The organism is Agrobacterium pusense (genome assembly GCF_900102105.1).
GTDB lineage: Bacteria > Pseudomonadota > Alphaproteobacteria > Rhizobiales > Rhizobiaceae > Agrobacterium > Agrobacterium pusense.
This window is the reverse complement of sequence record NZ_FNBB01000002.1, coordinates 628,305-643,845: the sequence shown is the minus strand read 5'-3', so window position 1 is coordinate 643,845 and position 15,541 is coordinate 628,305. Positions and strand designations below refer to the sequence as shown.

13 protein-coding genes are annotated in these 15,541 nt (G+C 59.5%); 9 read left to right on the top strand and 4 right to left on the bottom strand.

Going from position 1 to position 15,541, the window contains the following annotated elements:
* Nucleotides 1-380: 380 nt before the first annotated feature.
* Nucleotides 381-980 carry an NAD(P)H:quinone oxidoreductase type IV gene (gene wrbA, locus BLU28_RS07990; protein ID WP_004442185.1) on the bottom strand — a complete coding sequence of 200 codons (600 nt, stop codon included), beginning with the start codon at nucleotides 978-980 and terminating at the stop codon, nucleotides 381-383.
* Between the two features lie 277 nt (nucleotides 981-1,257).
* On the opposite strand from wrbA, the gene BLU28_RS07985 reads away from it, so the two are divergent.
* The 6 genes from BLU28_RS07985 to BLU28_RS07955 all read left to right on the top strand — a co-directional run bounded on the left by BLU28_RS07985 (nucleotide 1,258) and on the right by BLU28_RS07955 (nucleotide 9,161).
* Nucleotides 1,258-2,049 carry a competence/damage-inducible protein A gene (locus BLU28_RS07985; RefSeq protein ID WP_077986308.1) on the top strand — a complete coding sequence of 264 codons (792 nt, stop codon included), beginning with the start codon at nucleotides 1,258-1,260 and terminating at the stop codon, nucleotides 2,047-2,049.
* Nucleotides 2,050-2,154: 105 nt separating this feature from the next.
* A complete protein-coding gene (locus BLU28_RS07980; RefSeq protein WP_004442189.1) occupies nucleotides 2,155-3,000 on the top strand; it encodes a universal stress protein in 846 nt (281 codons plus the stop codon).
* A 305-nt stretch (nucleotides 3,001-3,305) separates the two neighbouring features.
* Nucleotides 3,306-3,803 (top strand): xanthine phosphoribosyltransferase, encoded by a 498-nt coding sequence (gene gpt / locus BLU28_RS07975; RefSeq protein ID WP_006698845.1) that lies wholly within the window; start codon nucleotides 3,306-3,308, stop codon nucleotides 3,801-3,803.
* An 822-nt stretch (nucleotides 3,804-4,625) separates the two neighbouring features.
* Nucleotides 4,626-8,444, top strand: coding sequence for a vitamin B12-dependent ribonucleotide reductase (locus BLU28_RS07965; protein ID WP_077986310.1), 3,819 nt, complete (start codon nucleotides 4,626-4,628; stop codon nucleotides 8,442-8,444).
* Between the two features lie 116 nt (nucleotides 8,445-8,560).
* Complete coding sequence (locus BLU28_RS07960; protein WP_004442197.1) at nucleotides 8,561-8,839, top strand: BrnT family toxin; 279 nt, start codon at nucleotides 8,561-8,563, stop codon at nucleotides 8,837-8,839.
* Nucleotides 8,829-9,161 carry a helix-turn-helix domain-containing protein gene (locus BLU28_RS07955; protein ID WP_006698844.1) on the top strand — a complete coding sequence of 111 codons (333 nt, stop codon included), beginning with the start codon at nucleotides 8,829-8,831 and terminating at the stop codon, nucleotides 9,159-9,161. The genes BLU28_RS07960 and BLU28_RS07955 overlap by 11 nt, the downstream gene beginning before the upstream one ends.
* Before the next feature lie 6 nt (nucleotides 9,162-9,167).
* Here BLU28_RS07955 and BLU28_RS07950 read toward each other — a convergent pair whose 3' ends face one another.
* On the bottom strand, nucleotides 9,168-10,493 hold the full coding sequence (locus BLU28_RS07950) for an Nramp family divalent metal transporter (RefSeq protein WP_175477673.1): 1,326 nt from the start codon (nucleotides 10,491-10,493) through the stop codon (nucleotides 9,168-9,170).
* A gap of 263 nt (nucleotides 10,494-10,756) precedes the next feature.
* Here BLU28_RS07950 and BLU28_RS07945 point away from each other — a divergent pair, with 263 nt between their 5' ends.
* Nucleotides 10,757-11,122, top strand: a complete 366-nt coding sequence (locus BLU28_RS07945) for a VOC family protein (protein WP_035210722.1) — start codon at nucleotides 10,757-10,759, stop codon at nucleotides 11,120-11,122.
* A gap of 126 nt (nucleotides 11,123-11,248) precedes the next feature.
* Nucleotides 11,249-11,470, top strand: a complete 222-nt coding sequence (locus BLU28_RS07940) for a hypothetical protein (RefSeq protein WP_022556285.1) — start codon at nucleotides 11,249-11,251, stop codon at nucleotides 11,468-11,470.
* 16 nt (nucleotides 11,471-11,486) lie between these two features.
* On the opposite strand, the gene BLU28_RS07935 is transcribed toward BLU28_RS07940, so the two are convergent.
* Nucleotides 11,487-13,220 carry an ABC transporter ATP-binding protein gene (locus BLU28_RS07935; protein WP_004442215.1) on the bottom strand — a complete coding sequence of 578 codons (1,734 nt, stop codon included), beginning with the start codon at nucleotides 13,218-13,220 and terminating at the stop codon, nucleotides 11,487-11,489.
* Between the two features lie 229 nt (nucleotides 13,221-13,449).
* Here BLU28_RS07935 and BLU28_RS07930 point away from each other — a divergent pair, with 229 nt between their 5' ends.
* Nucleotides 13,450-14,682 carry an AI-2E family transporter gene (locus BLU28_RS07930; protein WP_035210723.1) on the top strand — a complete coding sequence of 411 codons (1,233 nt, stop codon included), beginning with the start codon at nucleotides 13,450-13,452 and terminating at the stop codon, nucleotides 14,680-14,682.
* A 385-nt stretch (nucleotides 14,683-15,067) separates the two neighbouring features.
* Here the strand turns inward: BLU28_RS07930 and BLU28_RS07925 are convergent, their stop codons facing one another.
* On the bottom strand, nucleotides 15,068-15,523 hold the full coding sequence (locus BLU28_RS07925; protein WP_035210724.1) for a GNAT family N-acetyltransferase: 456 nt from the start codon (nucleotides 15,521-15,523) through the stop codon (nucleotides 15,068-15,070).
* Between the last annotated feature and the right edge of the window lie 18 nt (nucleotides 15,524-15,541).

Sequence of the window (15,541 nt, the reverse complement as noted above, 5' to 3'; positions counted from 1 at the left end):
GTTCATCTTTCTTCTCTCCTGCCTGGCGATCGGCCTTCTCGGCCACCTCGTCGTGGCGTTCGTCGTCACCGGCTGACACGCCGTAAATCAGGCGTTAAGAATCCCTAAATTTCATTCTGCTGTTATGGAACCGCGTTAAACTTTTTCCGTTCTCTTTTCGATCGAACAAGGAGGATTGAAATGCGTGACGGACTGAACGGTTTTCTTGAAATTTCGATGATCGGCTTCGTGGTTGCAAGCTGCCTCTTCATGGTGAACCTGCCGATCTGATCGGGGAACGAGCTTCGCAGGAGTGCATCGCGGTATAGCTGGTGATGATGCCACCGGCAAAGAAAATGCGGCCTTTTGGGCCGCATTTCTTTTTCACTGGACTTTCAGGATCAGGCAGAAAGCTTGGCGGCGATTTTCGCCACATGCGCGCCCTGGAAGCGCGCGCCTTCAAGTTCGACTTCGGAGGGCTGGCGGGAGCCGTCGCCATCGGTAATGGTGGAGGCGCCGTAAGGGGAGCCGCCCTTGATTTCATCGACACCCATCTGGCCCTGGAAGGCATAGGGCAGACCGACGACGGCCATGCCGTGGTGCAGGAAGGTCGGCAGGAAACCGAGAATAGTTGATTCCTGGCCGCCATGCTGGGTGGCGGAAGAGGTGAAGGCGGAACCTACCTTGCCGACGAGCTTGCCGCCGAACCACAGGCCGCCCGTCTGGTCCCAGAAATTGCGCATCTGCGAAGCGACCGTGCCGAAGCGGGTGCCGGCGCCGACGATGATGGCATCGTATTCAGCCAGTTCGTCCACGGTGGCGATCGGCGCCGCCTGGTCGAGCTTGAAATGCGAAGACTTGGCGACCGCTTCGGGCACCAGTTCCGGAACGCGCTTGACGACGACGTCTGCGCCCGCCGATTTTGCACCCTCGGCAACAGCATAGGCCATCGTTTCGATGTGACCGTAGGAAGAGTAATAGAGCACCAGAACTTTCGTCATTTTCTTTGTTTCCTTTGGGTTTATCGTTTCCGGCGTCCCGGCCAGAAGCCTTTTCAAAAACGTGATGATCATTAGCGGCGACCCGTTACAAGCATGTGATGAAAATCTAGCTCACAGGCTCCTTCCACGCCAGCGGCCTATCGGCATACGCACTGTTCACCATAAGTGAACGGAAAAGCGAGACGTCAACTATTTGCCGAAATACATTTTTTCAAAACCGCTTTGCAATCATCGGGCGCGGGGCTAACGTCTGATAAAACAGATGACGAGTACACCCATGTCCAACCCCTCTTCCGCTCAATCCGTCGTGACCGCCGCCATGCTCGCCATTGGCGACGAGTTGCTTTCGGGCCGTACCAAGGACAAGAATATCGGCCACCTCGCGGACGTGCTGACCATGTCCGGCATCGACCTCAAGGAAGTGCGTATCGTTGCCGATGAGGAGGACGCGATCGTCGAAGCGCTGAATGCGCTACGCAGCCGCTATGATTATGTCTTCACCTCGGGCGGCATAGGCCCGACCCATGACGACATCACCGCGGATGCGGTTTCCGTGGCGTTTGGCCTTCCCTGCGAGCACGATGCCGAAGCCTTGCGGATACTTGGCGACATGTATCGTACCCGTGAGATGGAATTCACCGATGCGCGCAAGCGCATGGCGCGCATGCCGAAAGGTGCTGCCCACATCGCCAACCCCGTTTCCGTCGCCCCCGGCTTCATCATCGGCAATGTCTATGTCATGGCCGGCGTGCCGCAGGTGTTCCAGGCGATGCTCGACAACGTCATGCCGACGCTCCGCACCGGCGCCAAGGTGATGTCGCAGGCCGTACGCTCACCGTATGGCGAAGGCGATATCGGCACGCCGCTGACGGCCATCCAGAAAGCCCATCCCGAAACCAGCATCGGTTCCTATCCGAAATATGACGGGCAACGCTTTTCGACGGAAATCGTGGTGCGCGCCCGGGATGCAGGCGTGCTGAAGGCCGCGGCGGATGCGGTCGCGGCCATGATCGAAGCCATCGGACAGGAGAAAAGACTGGCGGCAGGCAAGGGCGACGCAACGGCTTGAGCGAGAAAGGGCCTTTGACGAACGGGCTTTGACCAAAATCAAGGTGGCGGCCTGTAAAGGCGGCCACTCTCCCCACAGAAATTAGATGTCACCGAGGAGAGATAAATGGGTTACAAAACGATATTGGCAGTGGTCGACAATGTTTCGAACACACAGAAGCTCGGCGAATTCGTGGTGAGCCTTGCAGACCAGTTTTCCTCGCATGTCATCGGCCTGCACATGGAAACGCTGGCCGCCGTTCCCCTCGTCGCGCCGATGGAAATTCCCGATCCCGCCACCGTGCAGGCCCTGCAGGATGTGGCACACAAGGAAACCACCGATGTCGGCACGCTTTTCGAGCGTACGCTATCGGCCAACGGCATCTCGCATGAATGGCGAAGCTTCGTTACCTCGGTGGGTTACGCCTCCGCCTCTGCCATCGACAGCGCCCGTTGCGCCGATCTCGTCGTCGCCCGCCAGAGCAGTTCCTCGGCTTTGTCGGACAGCCGCACCGATATTGACAGCTTTCTCTATGAAAGCGGCCGTCCCGTTCTCCTCGTCCCGCATGTGCTCACCGTCGCCAAACCGATCAAACGCGTCCTGATCGCCTGGAATGGCTCTCGCGAGGCGACGCGCGCCACTTTCGACGCCCTGCCCTTTCTGAAAGCCGCCGACAGCGTCGAGATATTCTCCGTCGACCAGGCAGAAAGCGAAACGCAGTCCTCCGGTTTTGCCGGTACGGAACTGGCCGCCACGCTCGCCCGCCACGGCGTGAACGTGACGGTGACCTCACAGGAAAAGATTGCTGGCCTTTCGCCGCAGGCGGCCATCGAAAATCGCCTTTCCGATAACAGCATCGACCTTCTGGTCATGGGCGCTTACGGCCATTCCCGCTGGTGGGAACTGCTGTTCGGCGGCGTTACCCGCACGCTGCTCGATTCCATGACGGCGATGACGCTGCTGTCGCGTTGAATATGGATGCGGCGCAAATGGCGCCGCCAGCCCCCGCGATCTCGCTCGAAAGGAGCGTCCGCCACTGGTTTCTTCTCCCCGCCGGGGAGAAGTCCGCGGCAGCGGGATGAGGGGGCGAGGGTAGAGATAGACCGAGAGCCAGCCCCTCATCCGACCCTTCGGGCCACCTTCTCCACCCAGGGGAGAAGAAACAAGCGGCATTCTCTCAGCCAAAATCACGCCGGATAAGCGCAAAGCTTGCCTTTTTGCCGGTCTTGCGGCTATTAGCCAAAGCCATCGACAATTTTGACCAGATGGTAGACGACATGTCCCTTCCCGATAAAGCCTTTCCCGTTTCCTGGGACCAGTTTCACCGCGACGCCCGTGCGCTTGCCTGGCGTCTTGCCGGTCTCGACAAAGAGTTCCGGGCAATCGTCTGCATCACCCGCGGCGGCCTCGTTCCGGCGGCGATCATTTCCCGCGAACTGAACATCCGCATGATCGACACGGTCTGCATCGCCACCCGCCATGACTACGTCAACCAGGGTGATACGGTCCTGTTGAAAGGCGTAGCCCCCGAGCTGACTGTTGATGCCGGCGAAGGCGTGCTTGTCGTCGACGATCTGACCGATACCGGCAAGACGGCGCTGGAAGTGCGCGAGATGCTGCCGAAGGCGCATTTTGCCTGCGTTTACGCCAAACCGAAGGGGGTGCCGACCATCGATACTTTCGTCACCGAAGTGAGCCAGGACACCTGGATCTATTTCCCCTGGGACATGGGCTTCACCTATCAGGAGCCGATCGCCAAGGGATCGCGCGGCTGAGTGCCCACAAGGGACTCATTTTTTCTCATCCGTCATTCCGGCCTTGAGCCGGAATCCAGCCACGGCGCGTCTGCGCCGTGAGTCTCTCGCGATCAAGGACTTGATCGCGCTGGACCCCGGATCAAGTCCGGGGTGACGGAGTGCGGATGCACCAACCGCGCAAGACTTCCCCCAGCAATATACACTCTTTCGCCGTCCCACCCGGGGGCGGCTTTTTTGTGTGAAAAGGCCTTTTTGCCCACAGTGAAAAACACGGAAAAACCGCAGTGTCGCCATTATGCCTCACCCCGGAAATGCGGGGTTTTGCCTTTCCGTTGCGGAAACCAGCCTGGCGCAAGCTTCAAATTTTTCCGCCAAGTCACTGATTTTTCTGAGAGCTTTCCCTATCCCCGTTTTCCACAGGCACTCCACACAATATCTTGTGGTTAAAAATGGGTTTCAATCTATGGCTTGACGAATCTGTGCCGCGAGAGGAAAGTGACAAATATGTTGCGGCGGCAACGAACCGGAAAGTAACGAGGCCGGTTCTTCTCCATCTTTAGCGCGCATGTCCAAACGGCGTCCCGGCCATGAGGGGGCGGTTCGCCGATGGCTTTTCTGCGCCTTCGGAACCGCCAAAAACATTACGCGGGGACTGGCAGCAAGAATGTGTTAACACTATATATAGTAGGCTTGCAGCCATCTTAAACACGAGATACAGGGATGACATCCAAGGATGAACATCCCATCAGATCGGCAACAACCGGCTGCGCGAAGGCATCGCACGGCTGGAACGAATTTTTGCGCCCTTCACCGGGCGCCCAATGGACGAGGACAGAAACCATGCGCATTGAACGCCGCTTCACGAAGCCCGGCCAATCGCCTTATGCGGAGATCGACTTCCGCAAGGCCGTCAGTGAAATCAAGAACCCGGATGGATCCATCGTGTTCCGTCTGGCTGACATCGACGTTCCCGCGCAGTTCAGCCAGGTTGCCACCGACGTTCTGGCGCAGAAATATTTCCGCAAGGCCGGCGTGCCGAAGTTCCTGAAGAAGGTTGAGGAAAATGACGTTCCTTCCTTCCTCTGGCGCTCCGTGCCCGATGAAAAGGCGCTGAAGGATGTTCCGGAAGCCGAGCGCTACGGCTCCGAGACCGATGCACGCCAGGTTTTCGATCGCCTGGCAGGCACCTGGGCCTATTGGGGCTGGAAGGGCAAATATTTCTCGTCCGAAGAAGATGCCCTCGCCTTCCGCGACGAGCTTGCCTATATGCTCGCCACTCAGCGTGTTGCCCCCAACTCCCCGCAATGGTTCAACACCGGCCTGCACTGGGCCTATGGCATTGATGGTCCCGGGCAGGGCCACTTCTATGTCGACCCCTTCACCGGCAAGCTGACCAAGTCCAAGTCGGCTTACGAACATCCGCAGCCGCATGCCTGCTTCATCCAGTCCGTTGAGGACGACCTCGTTAATGAAGGCGGCATCATGGACCTGTGGGTGCGTGAAGCGCGCCTGTTCAAATACGGCTCCGGCACCGGCTCGAACTTCTCCTATCTGCGTGGCGAGGGCGAAAAACTCTCCGGCGGCGGCAAATCGTCAGGCCTGATGAGCTTCCTCAAGATCGGCGACCGCGCAGCCGGCGCCATCAAGTCCGGCGGCACGACCCGCCGCGCAGCGAAGATGGTCGTCGTTGATGCCGACCACCCGGATATCGAAGCCTATATCGACTGGAAGGTGAACGAAGAGCAGAAGGTTGCCGCTCTCGTCACCGGTTCCAAGATCGTCGCCAAGCACCTGAAGGCAATCATGAAGGCCTGCGTCAACTGCGAAGCTGACAACGGCGATTGCTTCGACCCGGCCAAGAACCCTGCCCTGAAGCGCGAAATCCGCGCCGCCAAGAAGGACATGGTGCCGGAAAACTACGTCAAGCGCGTCATCCAGTTCGCCGAACAGGGTTACAAGGACATCCAGTTCAAGACCTATGACACGGACTGGGATTCGGAAGCCTACCTCACGGTGTCGGGCCAGAACTCCAACAACTCCGTCTCGCTGAAGGACGATTTCCTGCGCGCTGTCGAAAATGACGGTGACTGGAACCTGACCGCCCGCAAGGACGGCAAGGTCATGAAGACGCTGAAGGCCCGCGACCTCTGGGAAAAGATTTCCCACGCCGCCTGGGCGTCTGCCGATCCGGGTCTGCACTTCAACACGACGATGAACGACTGGCACACCTCGCCGGCGGCCGGTCCGATCCGCGCTTCCAACCCGTGCTCGGAATACATGTTCCTCGACGACACGGCCTGCAACCTCGCCTCGCTGAACCTTCTGCAGTTCAAGGATCAGGCGACGAAGCGCATCGATATCGCCGATTATGAACACGCCGTTCGCCTCTGGACCGTCGTGCTCGAAGTGTCCGTCATGATGGCGCAGTTCCCCTCGCGCCAGATCGCCGAACTCTCCTATGAGTACCGCACGCTTGGCCTCGGTTACGCCAATATCGGCGGCCTCCTGATGTCCTCGGGCATTCCCTATGACAGCGCCGAAGGCCGCGCCATTGCCGGTGCGCTCACCGCCATCATGACCGGCGTGTCCTATGCCACCTCGGCCGAAATGGCCGGTGAGCTTGGCCCCTTCCCGGGCTTTGCGCCCAACCGCGAAAACATGCTGCGCGTCATCCGCAACCACCGCCGCGCCGCCCTTGGCCAGTTGGAAGGTTATGAGGGCCTGTCGGTCAACCCGGTCGCACTCGTCCATGGCGACTGCCCGGATCAGGACCTGATCGCCCACGCAACGGCCGCCTGGGACAAGGCGCTGGAACTTGGCGAAAAGCACGGCTACCGCAACGCCCAGACCACCGTTATCGCACCCACAGGCACGATCGGCCTCGTGATGGATTGCGACACGACCGGTATCGAGCCCGATTTCGCGCTGGTGAAGTTCAAGAAGCTCGCCGGTGGCGGTTACTTCAAGATCATCAACCGCGCCGTTCCGGATGCGCTGCGTTCGCTCGGTTACTCCGAAAGCCAGATCGCCGAGATCGAGGCCTATGCCGTCGGCCATGGCAATCTCAACCAGGCTCCCGGCATCAACCCCTCGACGCTGAAGGCCAAGGGCTTCACCGATGAGAAGATCGAGGCCGTCAACGGCGCGCTGAAAAGCGCCTTCGACATCAAGTTCGTCTTCAACCAGTGGACGCTCGGCGCCGACTTCCTCAAGGAAACGCTGAAGGTTTCCGACGAGCAGCTCTCCGACATGAGCTTCAACCTGCTCGAGCACCTCGGCTTCGGCAAGAAGGACATCGAAGCGGCCAACGTTCACGTCTGCGGCGCGATGACGCTGGAAGGCGCACCGTTCCTGAAGAACGAGCATCTGCCCGTCTTCGATTGCGCCAACCCCTGCGGCAAGATCGGCAAGCGTTACCTCTCCGTCGAATCGCATATCCGCATGATGGCGGCGGCACAGCCCTTCATCTCCGGCGCGATCTCCAAGACGATCAACATGCCGAACGATGCGACGGTTGAGGATTGCGGCGCAGCCTACATGCTCTCCTGGAAGCTGGCGCTGAAGGCCAACGCCCTTTACCGTGATGGTTCCAAGCTTTCCCAGCCGCTCAATGCGTCGCTGGTGGAAGACGAGGACGACGAAGACCTGATCGAAGACCTGATCCAGCAGCCCGCCGCACAGCAGGCCGTGACGATCACCGAAAAGATCGTCGAACGCGTCATCGAGCGTGTCTCACGCGAGCGTGAAAAGCTGCCGAACCGCCGTCAGGGTTACACCCAGAAGGCAACTGTGGGCGGTCACAAGGTCTATCTGCGCACCGGTGAATTCGGTGATGGCCGCATCGGCGAAATCTTCATCGACATGCACAAGGAAGGCGCTGCCTTCCGCGCAATGATGAACAACTTTGCCATCGCCATTTCGCTCGGCCTGCAATACGGCGTGCCGCTGGAAGAATATGTGGAGGCCTTCACCTTCACCAAGTTCGAACCGGCCGGCATGGTGCAGGGCAACGACGCGATCAAGAACGCCACGTCGATCCTCGACTACGTGTTCCGCGAACTCGCCGTCTCCTATCTCGGCCGCCACGATCTCGCCCATGTCGATACGTCCGACTTCTCCAACACGGCGCTCGGCAAGGGTATCCAGGAAGGCAAGACCAACCTCGTTTCCACCGGCTGGACCCGCGGTTACAAGCCGACCATCGTGTCTCGCAATGACGGCGAACGCACCGCTTCCGAGCCCAAGGGTTCGGCAACGGCAGCCCCTGCCCGCGCCTCGGCCAACGTGACCTCGTTTGCAGGCTCTGCCGCCCGCAAGCTGGAACCGACAGTCGCCATCGCAACCTCCGAAATCGTCTCCTTCAAGCGGGACTATGAAGAGCGCGCCAAGGAACTGGCCGAAGAAATCGCCGAAGAAGTGATCGACGAGGTCGTCCAGGAAGCCCAGCAGACGGCAACCGCCCTCTTCTCCGATAAGGCCGCCGCAGACGCCGCTTCGGCCAAGACGGAAGCCAAGAAGGTCGAAAACGAACGCCGCATGCGCTCGATCGCTCAGGGGTATACGGGCAACATGTGCTCGGAATGCCAGAACTTCACGATGGTGCGGAACGGCACTTGCGAGAAGTGCGATACTTGTGGTGCGACGAGCGGTTGCAGCTGAGCGTTAGCTTAGACACCACCAAAAAACGACTAGTCTTGAGGGCTCTTTCAGATATGAAAGAGCCCTTCTTCTTTTGATATTTTATCCCTTTCACTACTGGAAACCCGTAGTCCACAATGTTATCTTTCGAGTGGAATGACCGAAAAGCTTTAACCAATCTCGCCAAACATGGCGTCAGCTTTGAAACGGCCCGCAAGGTTTTTGAGGATCCATTTGCCGTGGATATCGAGGATCGTTCGGCTAATTACGGCGAAGTCCGACGACGTATAGTGGGGTTGGGCAACGGATTGGTTCTGACTGTGATCTATACCGAACGCAGCGAAGTGATCCGCATCATCTCGGCACGAAAGGCGACACGCGCGGAGCGCAAGGAATACGACGACAATGGCTGGTAAAATCGATCAAACAGACTGGGCCCGCCTTCACGCCATGACCGATGAAGAGGCGGAGGCGAATGCGCTTGCCGACCCCGACAATCCGCCGCTTTCTGCCGAGCAACTTGCTGCGGCTCCCAGAATGCCGCGCATCAAGATCATTCGCCGGGCCCTGAAGCTGACGCAGGAAGAGTTTTCCGCGCGTTATCATATTCCGCTCGGTACCCTGCGTGATTGGGAACAGGGACGTAGCGAGCCGGACCAGCCGGCCCGCGCTTATCTCAAGGTCATCGCCGTCGACCCGGAGGGCACGGCCGCCGCGCTTCGTAAAGGCGCGGCCTGACCCGCCTCACCCGATAAAATCCACCAGCAGCTTCACATTCAACGCCGCAATCACCACCGCGATCAGCCATGCGAAGCCTGAGAGCCAGAGCGGTGAGCGCAGCTCGCCCATCTTGGCCTTGTCACCGGTGAACATCACCAGCGGGAAGACGGCGAAGGAGAGTTGCAGGCTCAAGACCACCTGCGTCAGGATCAGCAGTTCGCCCGTGCCGCTGTCTCCGTAAAGGATGGTCACGCCGGCGGCGGGGATGATGGCGATGGCGCGGGTGATGAGGCGGCGCAGCCAGGGGGCGAGCCGCATCTTGAGGAACCCTTCCATCACGATCTGGCCGGCAAGCGTTGCCGTGACAGTGGAATTGATGCCGCAGCACAAAAGCGCCACGCCGAACAGCGTCGGCGCAATCGCAAGGCCGAGCAGCGGCGCCAGCAGATTATGCGCCTCGCCGAGTTCGGCGACATTAGTCTGCCCCGCCTTGTTGAAGGTCGCCGCCGCCAGAATGAGGATCGATGCGTTGATGAGAAGCGCGAACATCAGGGCAATGGTGGAATCGAGGGTCGCGAATTTCAGCGCCTCGCGCTTTTCGGCAATTGTCTCGCCGATTTCGCGGGTCTGCACGATGCCCGAATGCAGATAGAGATTATGCGGCATGACGGTCGCGCCGAGAATGCCGAGCGCCAGATAGAGCATGTCAGGATTGGTGACGATTTCTGTCGTCGGCGCAAAACCAAGGATCACCTGCCCCCAGTCAGGGTCGGCGAGCGCTACCTGAATGGCGAAACACAAGGCAATGACGCCAAGCAGCGTGATGACCAGCGCCTCCACCCAGCGGAAACCGAGCCTCTGCAGATAAAGGATCAGAAAGACATCGAGCGCGGTGATGAGAACGCCGATTTCGAGCGGAATGCCGAAGATGAGGTTGAGGCCGATGGCCGTGCCGATCACCTCGGCAATATCGGTGGCGATGATGGCGATCTCGGCGAGCAACCACAGCAGCATGGCCACCGGCTTCGGATAGGCGTCACGGCAGGCCTGGGCGAGATCGCGGCCGGAGGCAATCGCAAGACGGGCGCAGAGCGATTGCAGCACGATCGCCATGATGTTCGAGACCAGCGCAACCGTCAGCAGCGTATAGCCGAACCTGGAGCCGCCGGCGAGCGACGTCGCCCAGTTCCCGGGATCCATATAACCGACGGCAACGAGATAGCCGGGGCCGAAAAAAGCCATGGCCCGGCGAAACGTGCCGGCATTCGGCTTGATCCGAATCGAGGAGTGAACATCGGACAACGAGAGATCGTCGCCGTTTCGTCGCCATCCAAAGACTGGCTTCTCCATACTATGCGCTTTCTGAACGGAAATCTGTTTAGTGCAATTGCAAATCATTCGCATAAAGGGACGCAGGACGCAAGCTGACTTTTGTTGCCGCTTGTGGTGCCTAGCGCCCTCTCCCGGCACTGCGACCGGTCACGCGGGTGCTGGACGATTGACAATGTGGTTACCCGACACCGCGCGCCATTGCCTCGCCATGTCAGCCATCGCTAAAAAGATCGGTGCCATCAGAAATTGGAAAAAGCGTCAGTCTAGCTGAGGAGAAGCGTATGAATATTGTCGCCCATGTCGAAATTCCCGTGACCGACCTTGATCGGGCGATCCGCTTCTATCGCGCGGTTTTTGATGTGCCCTTTGCCGAAATCGTCGCGATCCACGATAGCAGAATGGCCTATTTCCCTTTTGACGAAAACAGCAATGGCGCCAGTGCCGCGCTTGCCGAAGGCTCGGCTTATGTGCCGACGCGAGACGGAGCGATCGTCTATTTCAGTGTCGCTGATGTGGATGATGTTATTGCCAGAGCTCTTGCCGGTGGAAGCGAGCTCCTATTTCCCAAAACGGCGGTGAATGATGCGCTCTTCGTCGCGGAGATTTCCGATAGCGAGGGAAACCGCATCGCCATTCAATCCGCCTGATCGGCCTTCCCAAGACAGAGTGACCAGACTCACGTCCTTGTCATCACCTGTTCGCCACACAAACGGAACAGTCCCGGTAGCGCTGGCGTTGATCTTTCACCAAAACGCTTAAATCTGGGGAAGTTCATGCGACAGCACCGGAATAACGACGTGGTGAACCATCCAGGCCGGTGGCCGAACTATATCATGGGGCACAGAAAGCCCCGCGAATGGCTGATGACGATCAGCGGTGTCCTGCTGCTCTTCGTCGTCGCGGCCGCCGTCGCCATGGGTTACCTCGTCAGCAGCCATCCCGGCAAGCCGGAGGCAAACCCCGGCATCGTCGAAGAACAGGCAGCAGAAGGCTGAGCGACGTGCGGGCCAGTCAGCTGAGGCCCGCGAGATGACCGCTGAACTGCGCCTCGTGCAGACGGCTGTAATGGCCTTTGGCAGCCAGGAGTTCGGCATGAGCGCCGGTTTCGGCGATGCCGCTCTGGTCGACCACCACGATGCGCGAGGCATCGCGGATCGTCGCCAGCCGATGGGCGATGACGAGGGTGGTGCGGCCTTTGGCAAGCTCGGTCAGCGATTGCTGGATGGCCCGCTCGGTTTCCGTGTCGAGCGCCGAGGTGGCCTCATCGAGAATGAGGATCGGCGGATTTTTCAGGAACATGCGGGCAATCGCAAGACGCTGCTTCTGCCCACCGGACAATTTGACGCCACGTTCGCCAATGACGGTATCGAGCCCGAGCGGCATGGCCTCAATGACGCCGTCCAGCCGCGCGCGCCGCGCCGCCTCCATGATCTCCGCATCCGAAGCGCCAAGCCGTCCATATTCGATGTTCTCACGGATCGTGCCGCCGAACAGGAAGACATCCTGCTGCACGATGCCGATCTGATTGCGCAGCGAGGCGAGCTTCATCTTTCTGATATCGATGCCGTCAATGGTGATCGCACCGCTGGTGACGTCATAAAAGCGCGGCAGCAGCGAGCAGAGCGTCGTCTTGCCCGCACCCGACGGGCCAACGAAAGCCACGGTCTCGCCGGCGCTGATCTTCAGGTCGATATTGCTCAGAACCTGCTTGCCCTCGGCGTAACCGAAGCCCACATGGCGGTATTCGATATCGCCGCGCAGCAACGGCGCTTCCACCGCATCGGGCGCATCGACAATATCGGGCGCGGTGTCGAGAAGCTCGGTGAACCGGCGGAAACCGGCAATGCCCTTGGGATAGGTCTCAATGACCGAATTGATTTTTTCCACCGGGCGGAAAAACACGCCGACCAGCAGCAGGAAGCCGACGAAGCCACCTTCCGTCAGGTCGCCATTCAGAACGAACCAGGCGCCGCAGATCATCACGATCATCTGTGTCAGCCGCATGCTCATGTAGCTCAGCGAGGTGCTGGCCGCCATGATCTTGTAGGCGTCAAGCTTGGTGCGGCGGTATTTCTGGTTGTCTTTTTCGAACAGCGCCCTCTCGTGATCCTCATTGGCAAAGGCCTGCACCACTCGCATGCCGCCGACATTTTCCTCGATACGGGCGTTGAAATCCCCCACACGGCCGTATAGCGCGCGAAAATTCTGCGTCATGCGACCGCCATACCGGCTGGTGACCCAGGCGGTGACGGGCACGACGGCGGCGGTGATGAGCGCCAGCGGCACATTGACCGACAGCATCAGCAGGAACGCGCCGATAAAGGTCATGATGGCGATGAACAGGTCTTCGGGCCCATGGTGGGCCACCTCGCCGATCTCTTCCAGATCCTTGGTCAGCCGCCCGACCAGATGGCCGGTCTTCTGGTTGTCGAAATACCGGAAGGAAAGCTTTTGCAGATGATCGAAGGCCAGACGGCGCATGTCGGTTTCGATATTGATCCCAAGCATGTGTCCCCAGTAGGTGACAGTCGCCATCAGCCCGGTATTCAGCACATAGATGAGCAGAAGCCCGACAGAGGCCGCAAGGATGATCGCCCATTCACCGCCCGGCAGCAGCACGTCGACAAAGGCCTTCACCGCCATCGGAAAGCCGAGTTCCAGTACGCCCGACAAGACAGCGCAGGAAAAATCGAGAATGAACAGACCGCGATAGGGGCGATAATAGGCGAAGAAGCGGCGGAGCATGGCGTGACCTGGAGATCGGGCGCGGCAACCTTACGCCGCAAGAAAAACGGAGTTCAATTGTCATATTTCAATGCGCGCGCCAAGACCGATGTTCTATTTTTACCAAAATCGTTCAATAGGTTCAGCAATAAACACACAACGGTAATGTGATCCGATTATATTGCACTTATATGTATCGGTGTGACAGAGTGAATGCACCCTTCGGGGAGAATGCGAGAAAGAGCCTGCCGTGAGTAAGAATGACAGCCGTAAGCAGAGTGGCGAACCGAGATGGCTTGGTCCGGCCAGCCCGACGCGGATCGCCCTGATCCCGCCCATTTCGGCTGCACGCTGGCTGCTCGTTCTCGTTGCCCTGGCCGGCATCTACTTCTTCCACGGCTTCCTGGTTCCGGTTCTCGCCGCCCTCGTCATCGGTTTCGCCAGCTGGCCGGTCTATACACGGCTTCTTCGGCAGGTTGGCGGCAACACCACGCTCGGCGCCACCATCGCCATCATTCTCATCCTCGCCTTCCTTGTCGTCCCGATCTTCATCGCCGCTTCCTACACGGCCAGCGAAATCCGCGAATGGTTCGGCTGGGCAGTGCATGTCAACAAGACCGGCGCCCCCGTGCCGGACTGGATCGCCGCCCTTCCCGCCGTCGGCCCATGGCTTGGCGAACAATGGGTGAAATATATCGGCACGCCGGGCGCCATCGGTGAGGTGATCCAGCTCGTCAGCGGCGCCAATATCGGCAATATCTACAGGGCGATCCTCGCCGCCGGCAATGGCGCGTTCCATCTGGTGCTGACGTTGCTGTTCATGCTGATCGCGCTGTTCTTCGTCTATCGTAACGGGGCCGGCTTCACCCGTCAGGTCGATCTGGTCGGTGAGCGTATCCTGCCGACGCGGTGGGAACGCATTTCCCGCGTCGTGCCCGCCACCATCAGCTCCACGGTCACCGGCATGACGCTGATCGCCATCGGCGAAGGCATCATCCTCGGCATCGCCTACTGGATCGCCGGTGTCCCCTCGCCCGTCACGCTCGGCGTGCTGACAGGCGTCATGGCCCTCATTCCGGGCGGTGCACCTCTGTCCTTCACGCTGGTGTCGATCTATCTGGTCGCCAGCGGCTCGCCCGCCCACGGGTTGGCCCTGTTTGTCTGGGGTTCGGTGGAACTCTTCATCGTTGACAAGACCATCCGCCCGAAACTCGTCGGCGGGCCCATCAAGCTGCCATTCCTGCCGACGTTTTTCGGCCTCGTCGGCGGCGTCAAGACCATGGGTTTCCTCGGCCTCTTCATCGGCCCGGTGCTGATGGCGCTTCTGGTTGCGATCTGGCGCGAATGGGTGCGTGAGGTCGAACTTTCCGCGGCCGCCGAAGCTCCGACACCGCCTCCTGCGCAGGGTGACGCCCTGGACGAGGTCGCCGTGCTCGAGGACAATAGCGAGGAGACCAAGGCGTTTCGAAAGGCCGCTTTCTGATTGAAGCCTGCGCCAGACGCCGCAGCTCCGGTAACGACAGATATCCGCGAACCTCGCATCCGCCCATGCTCGGCCTCGTTGCGCATCCGCAACTATCGCTTCTCCGGTACGGGACCTGATCCTCGGCGCGTTGCGATCATTCTTAGTTCTAAGTTTTCATTCAGGTCTGAAACGGATGAAGAGCGGGAAATGCACCATCGCCGTCACCCTCACCTTGTGCCAAGGTTCTAATCACGTCAGATAAATCACTCGGATGCAGATCCTCGTGACACACCGAGGATGACGTTGGGTGTTTGGCGCGATCCGTCGCTCGCGCTGCGTTTCATGTCGCGTGAATTCCTTCGGTTTGGACACCGCAAAGCGGCCGCGAACCTGTGCCGCCGACTTAAAGCACCTTCTCCATGAAGAGGCTGAGCGGATCAGGCTTATAGGGCGCAAAAGCCTCGATCTCCACGAAACCCGCCTTGCGGTAAAGCCCTATCGCCTCCGGCTGGCTGATGCCGGTCTCGAGACGAATGGCAGAAAGGCCAAGCTCCTCACCACGCGCGATGAGCGTATCCATGATCAGCTTGCCGATGCGCAGACCCCGCGCCTCCGGATCGACGAACATGCGCTTGACCTCAGCCGTGCCATCGCCCGCTTCCACCAGCGCCCCGCAGCCGACCACGCGGCTACCCTGCCGCACCACGAAAAAAGAGACATTATCCTTCTCAAGCGCGCCGATATCGACCAGATGATTGCTTTCTGCGGGGTAAAGCGACGCCATATAGGAATTGGAAAGGTCGATGAGGCGCAGAACCGCGTCCTGACGGGGTGTCTCAAGCTTGATTTCGATGGCCAATGCGATGCCTGCCTTCTC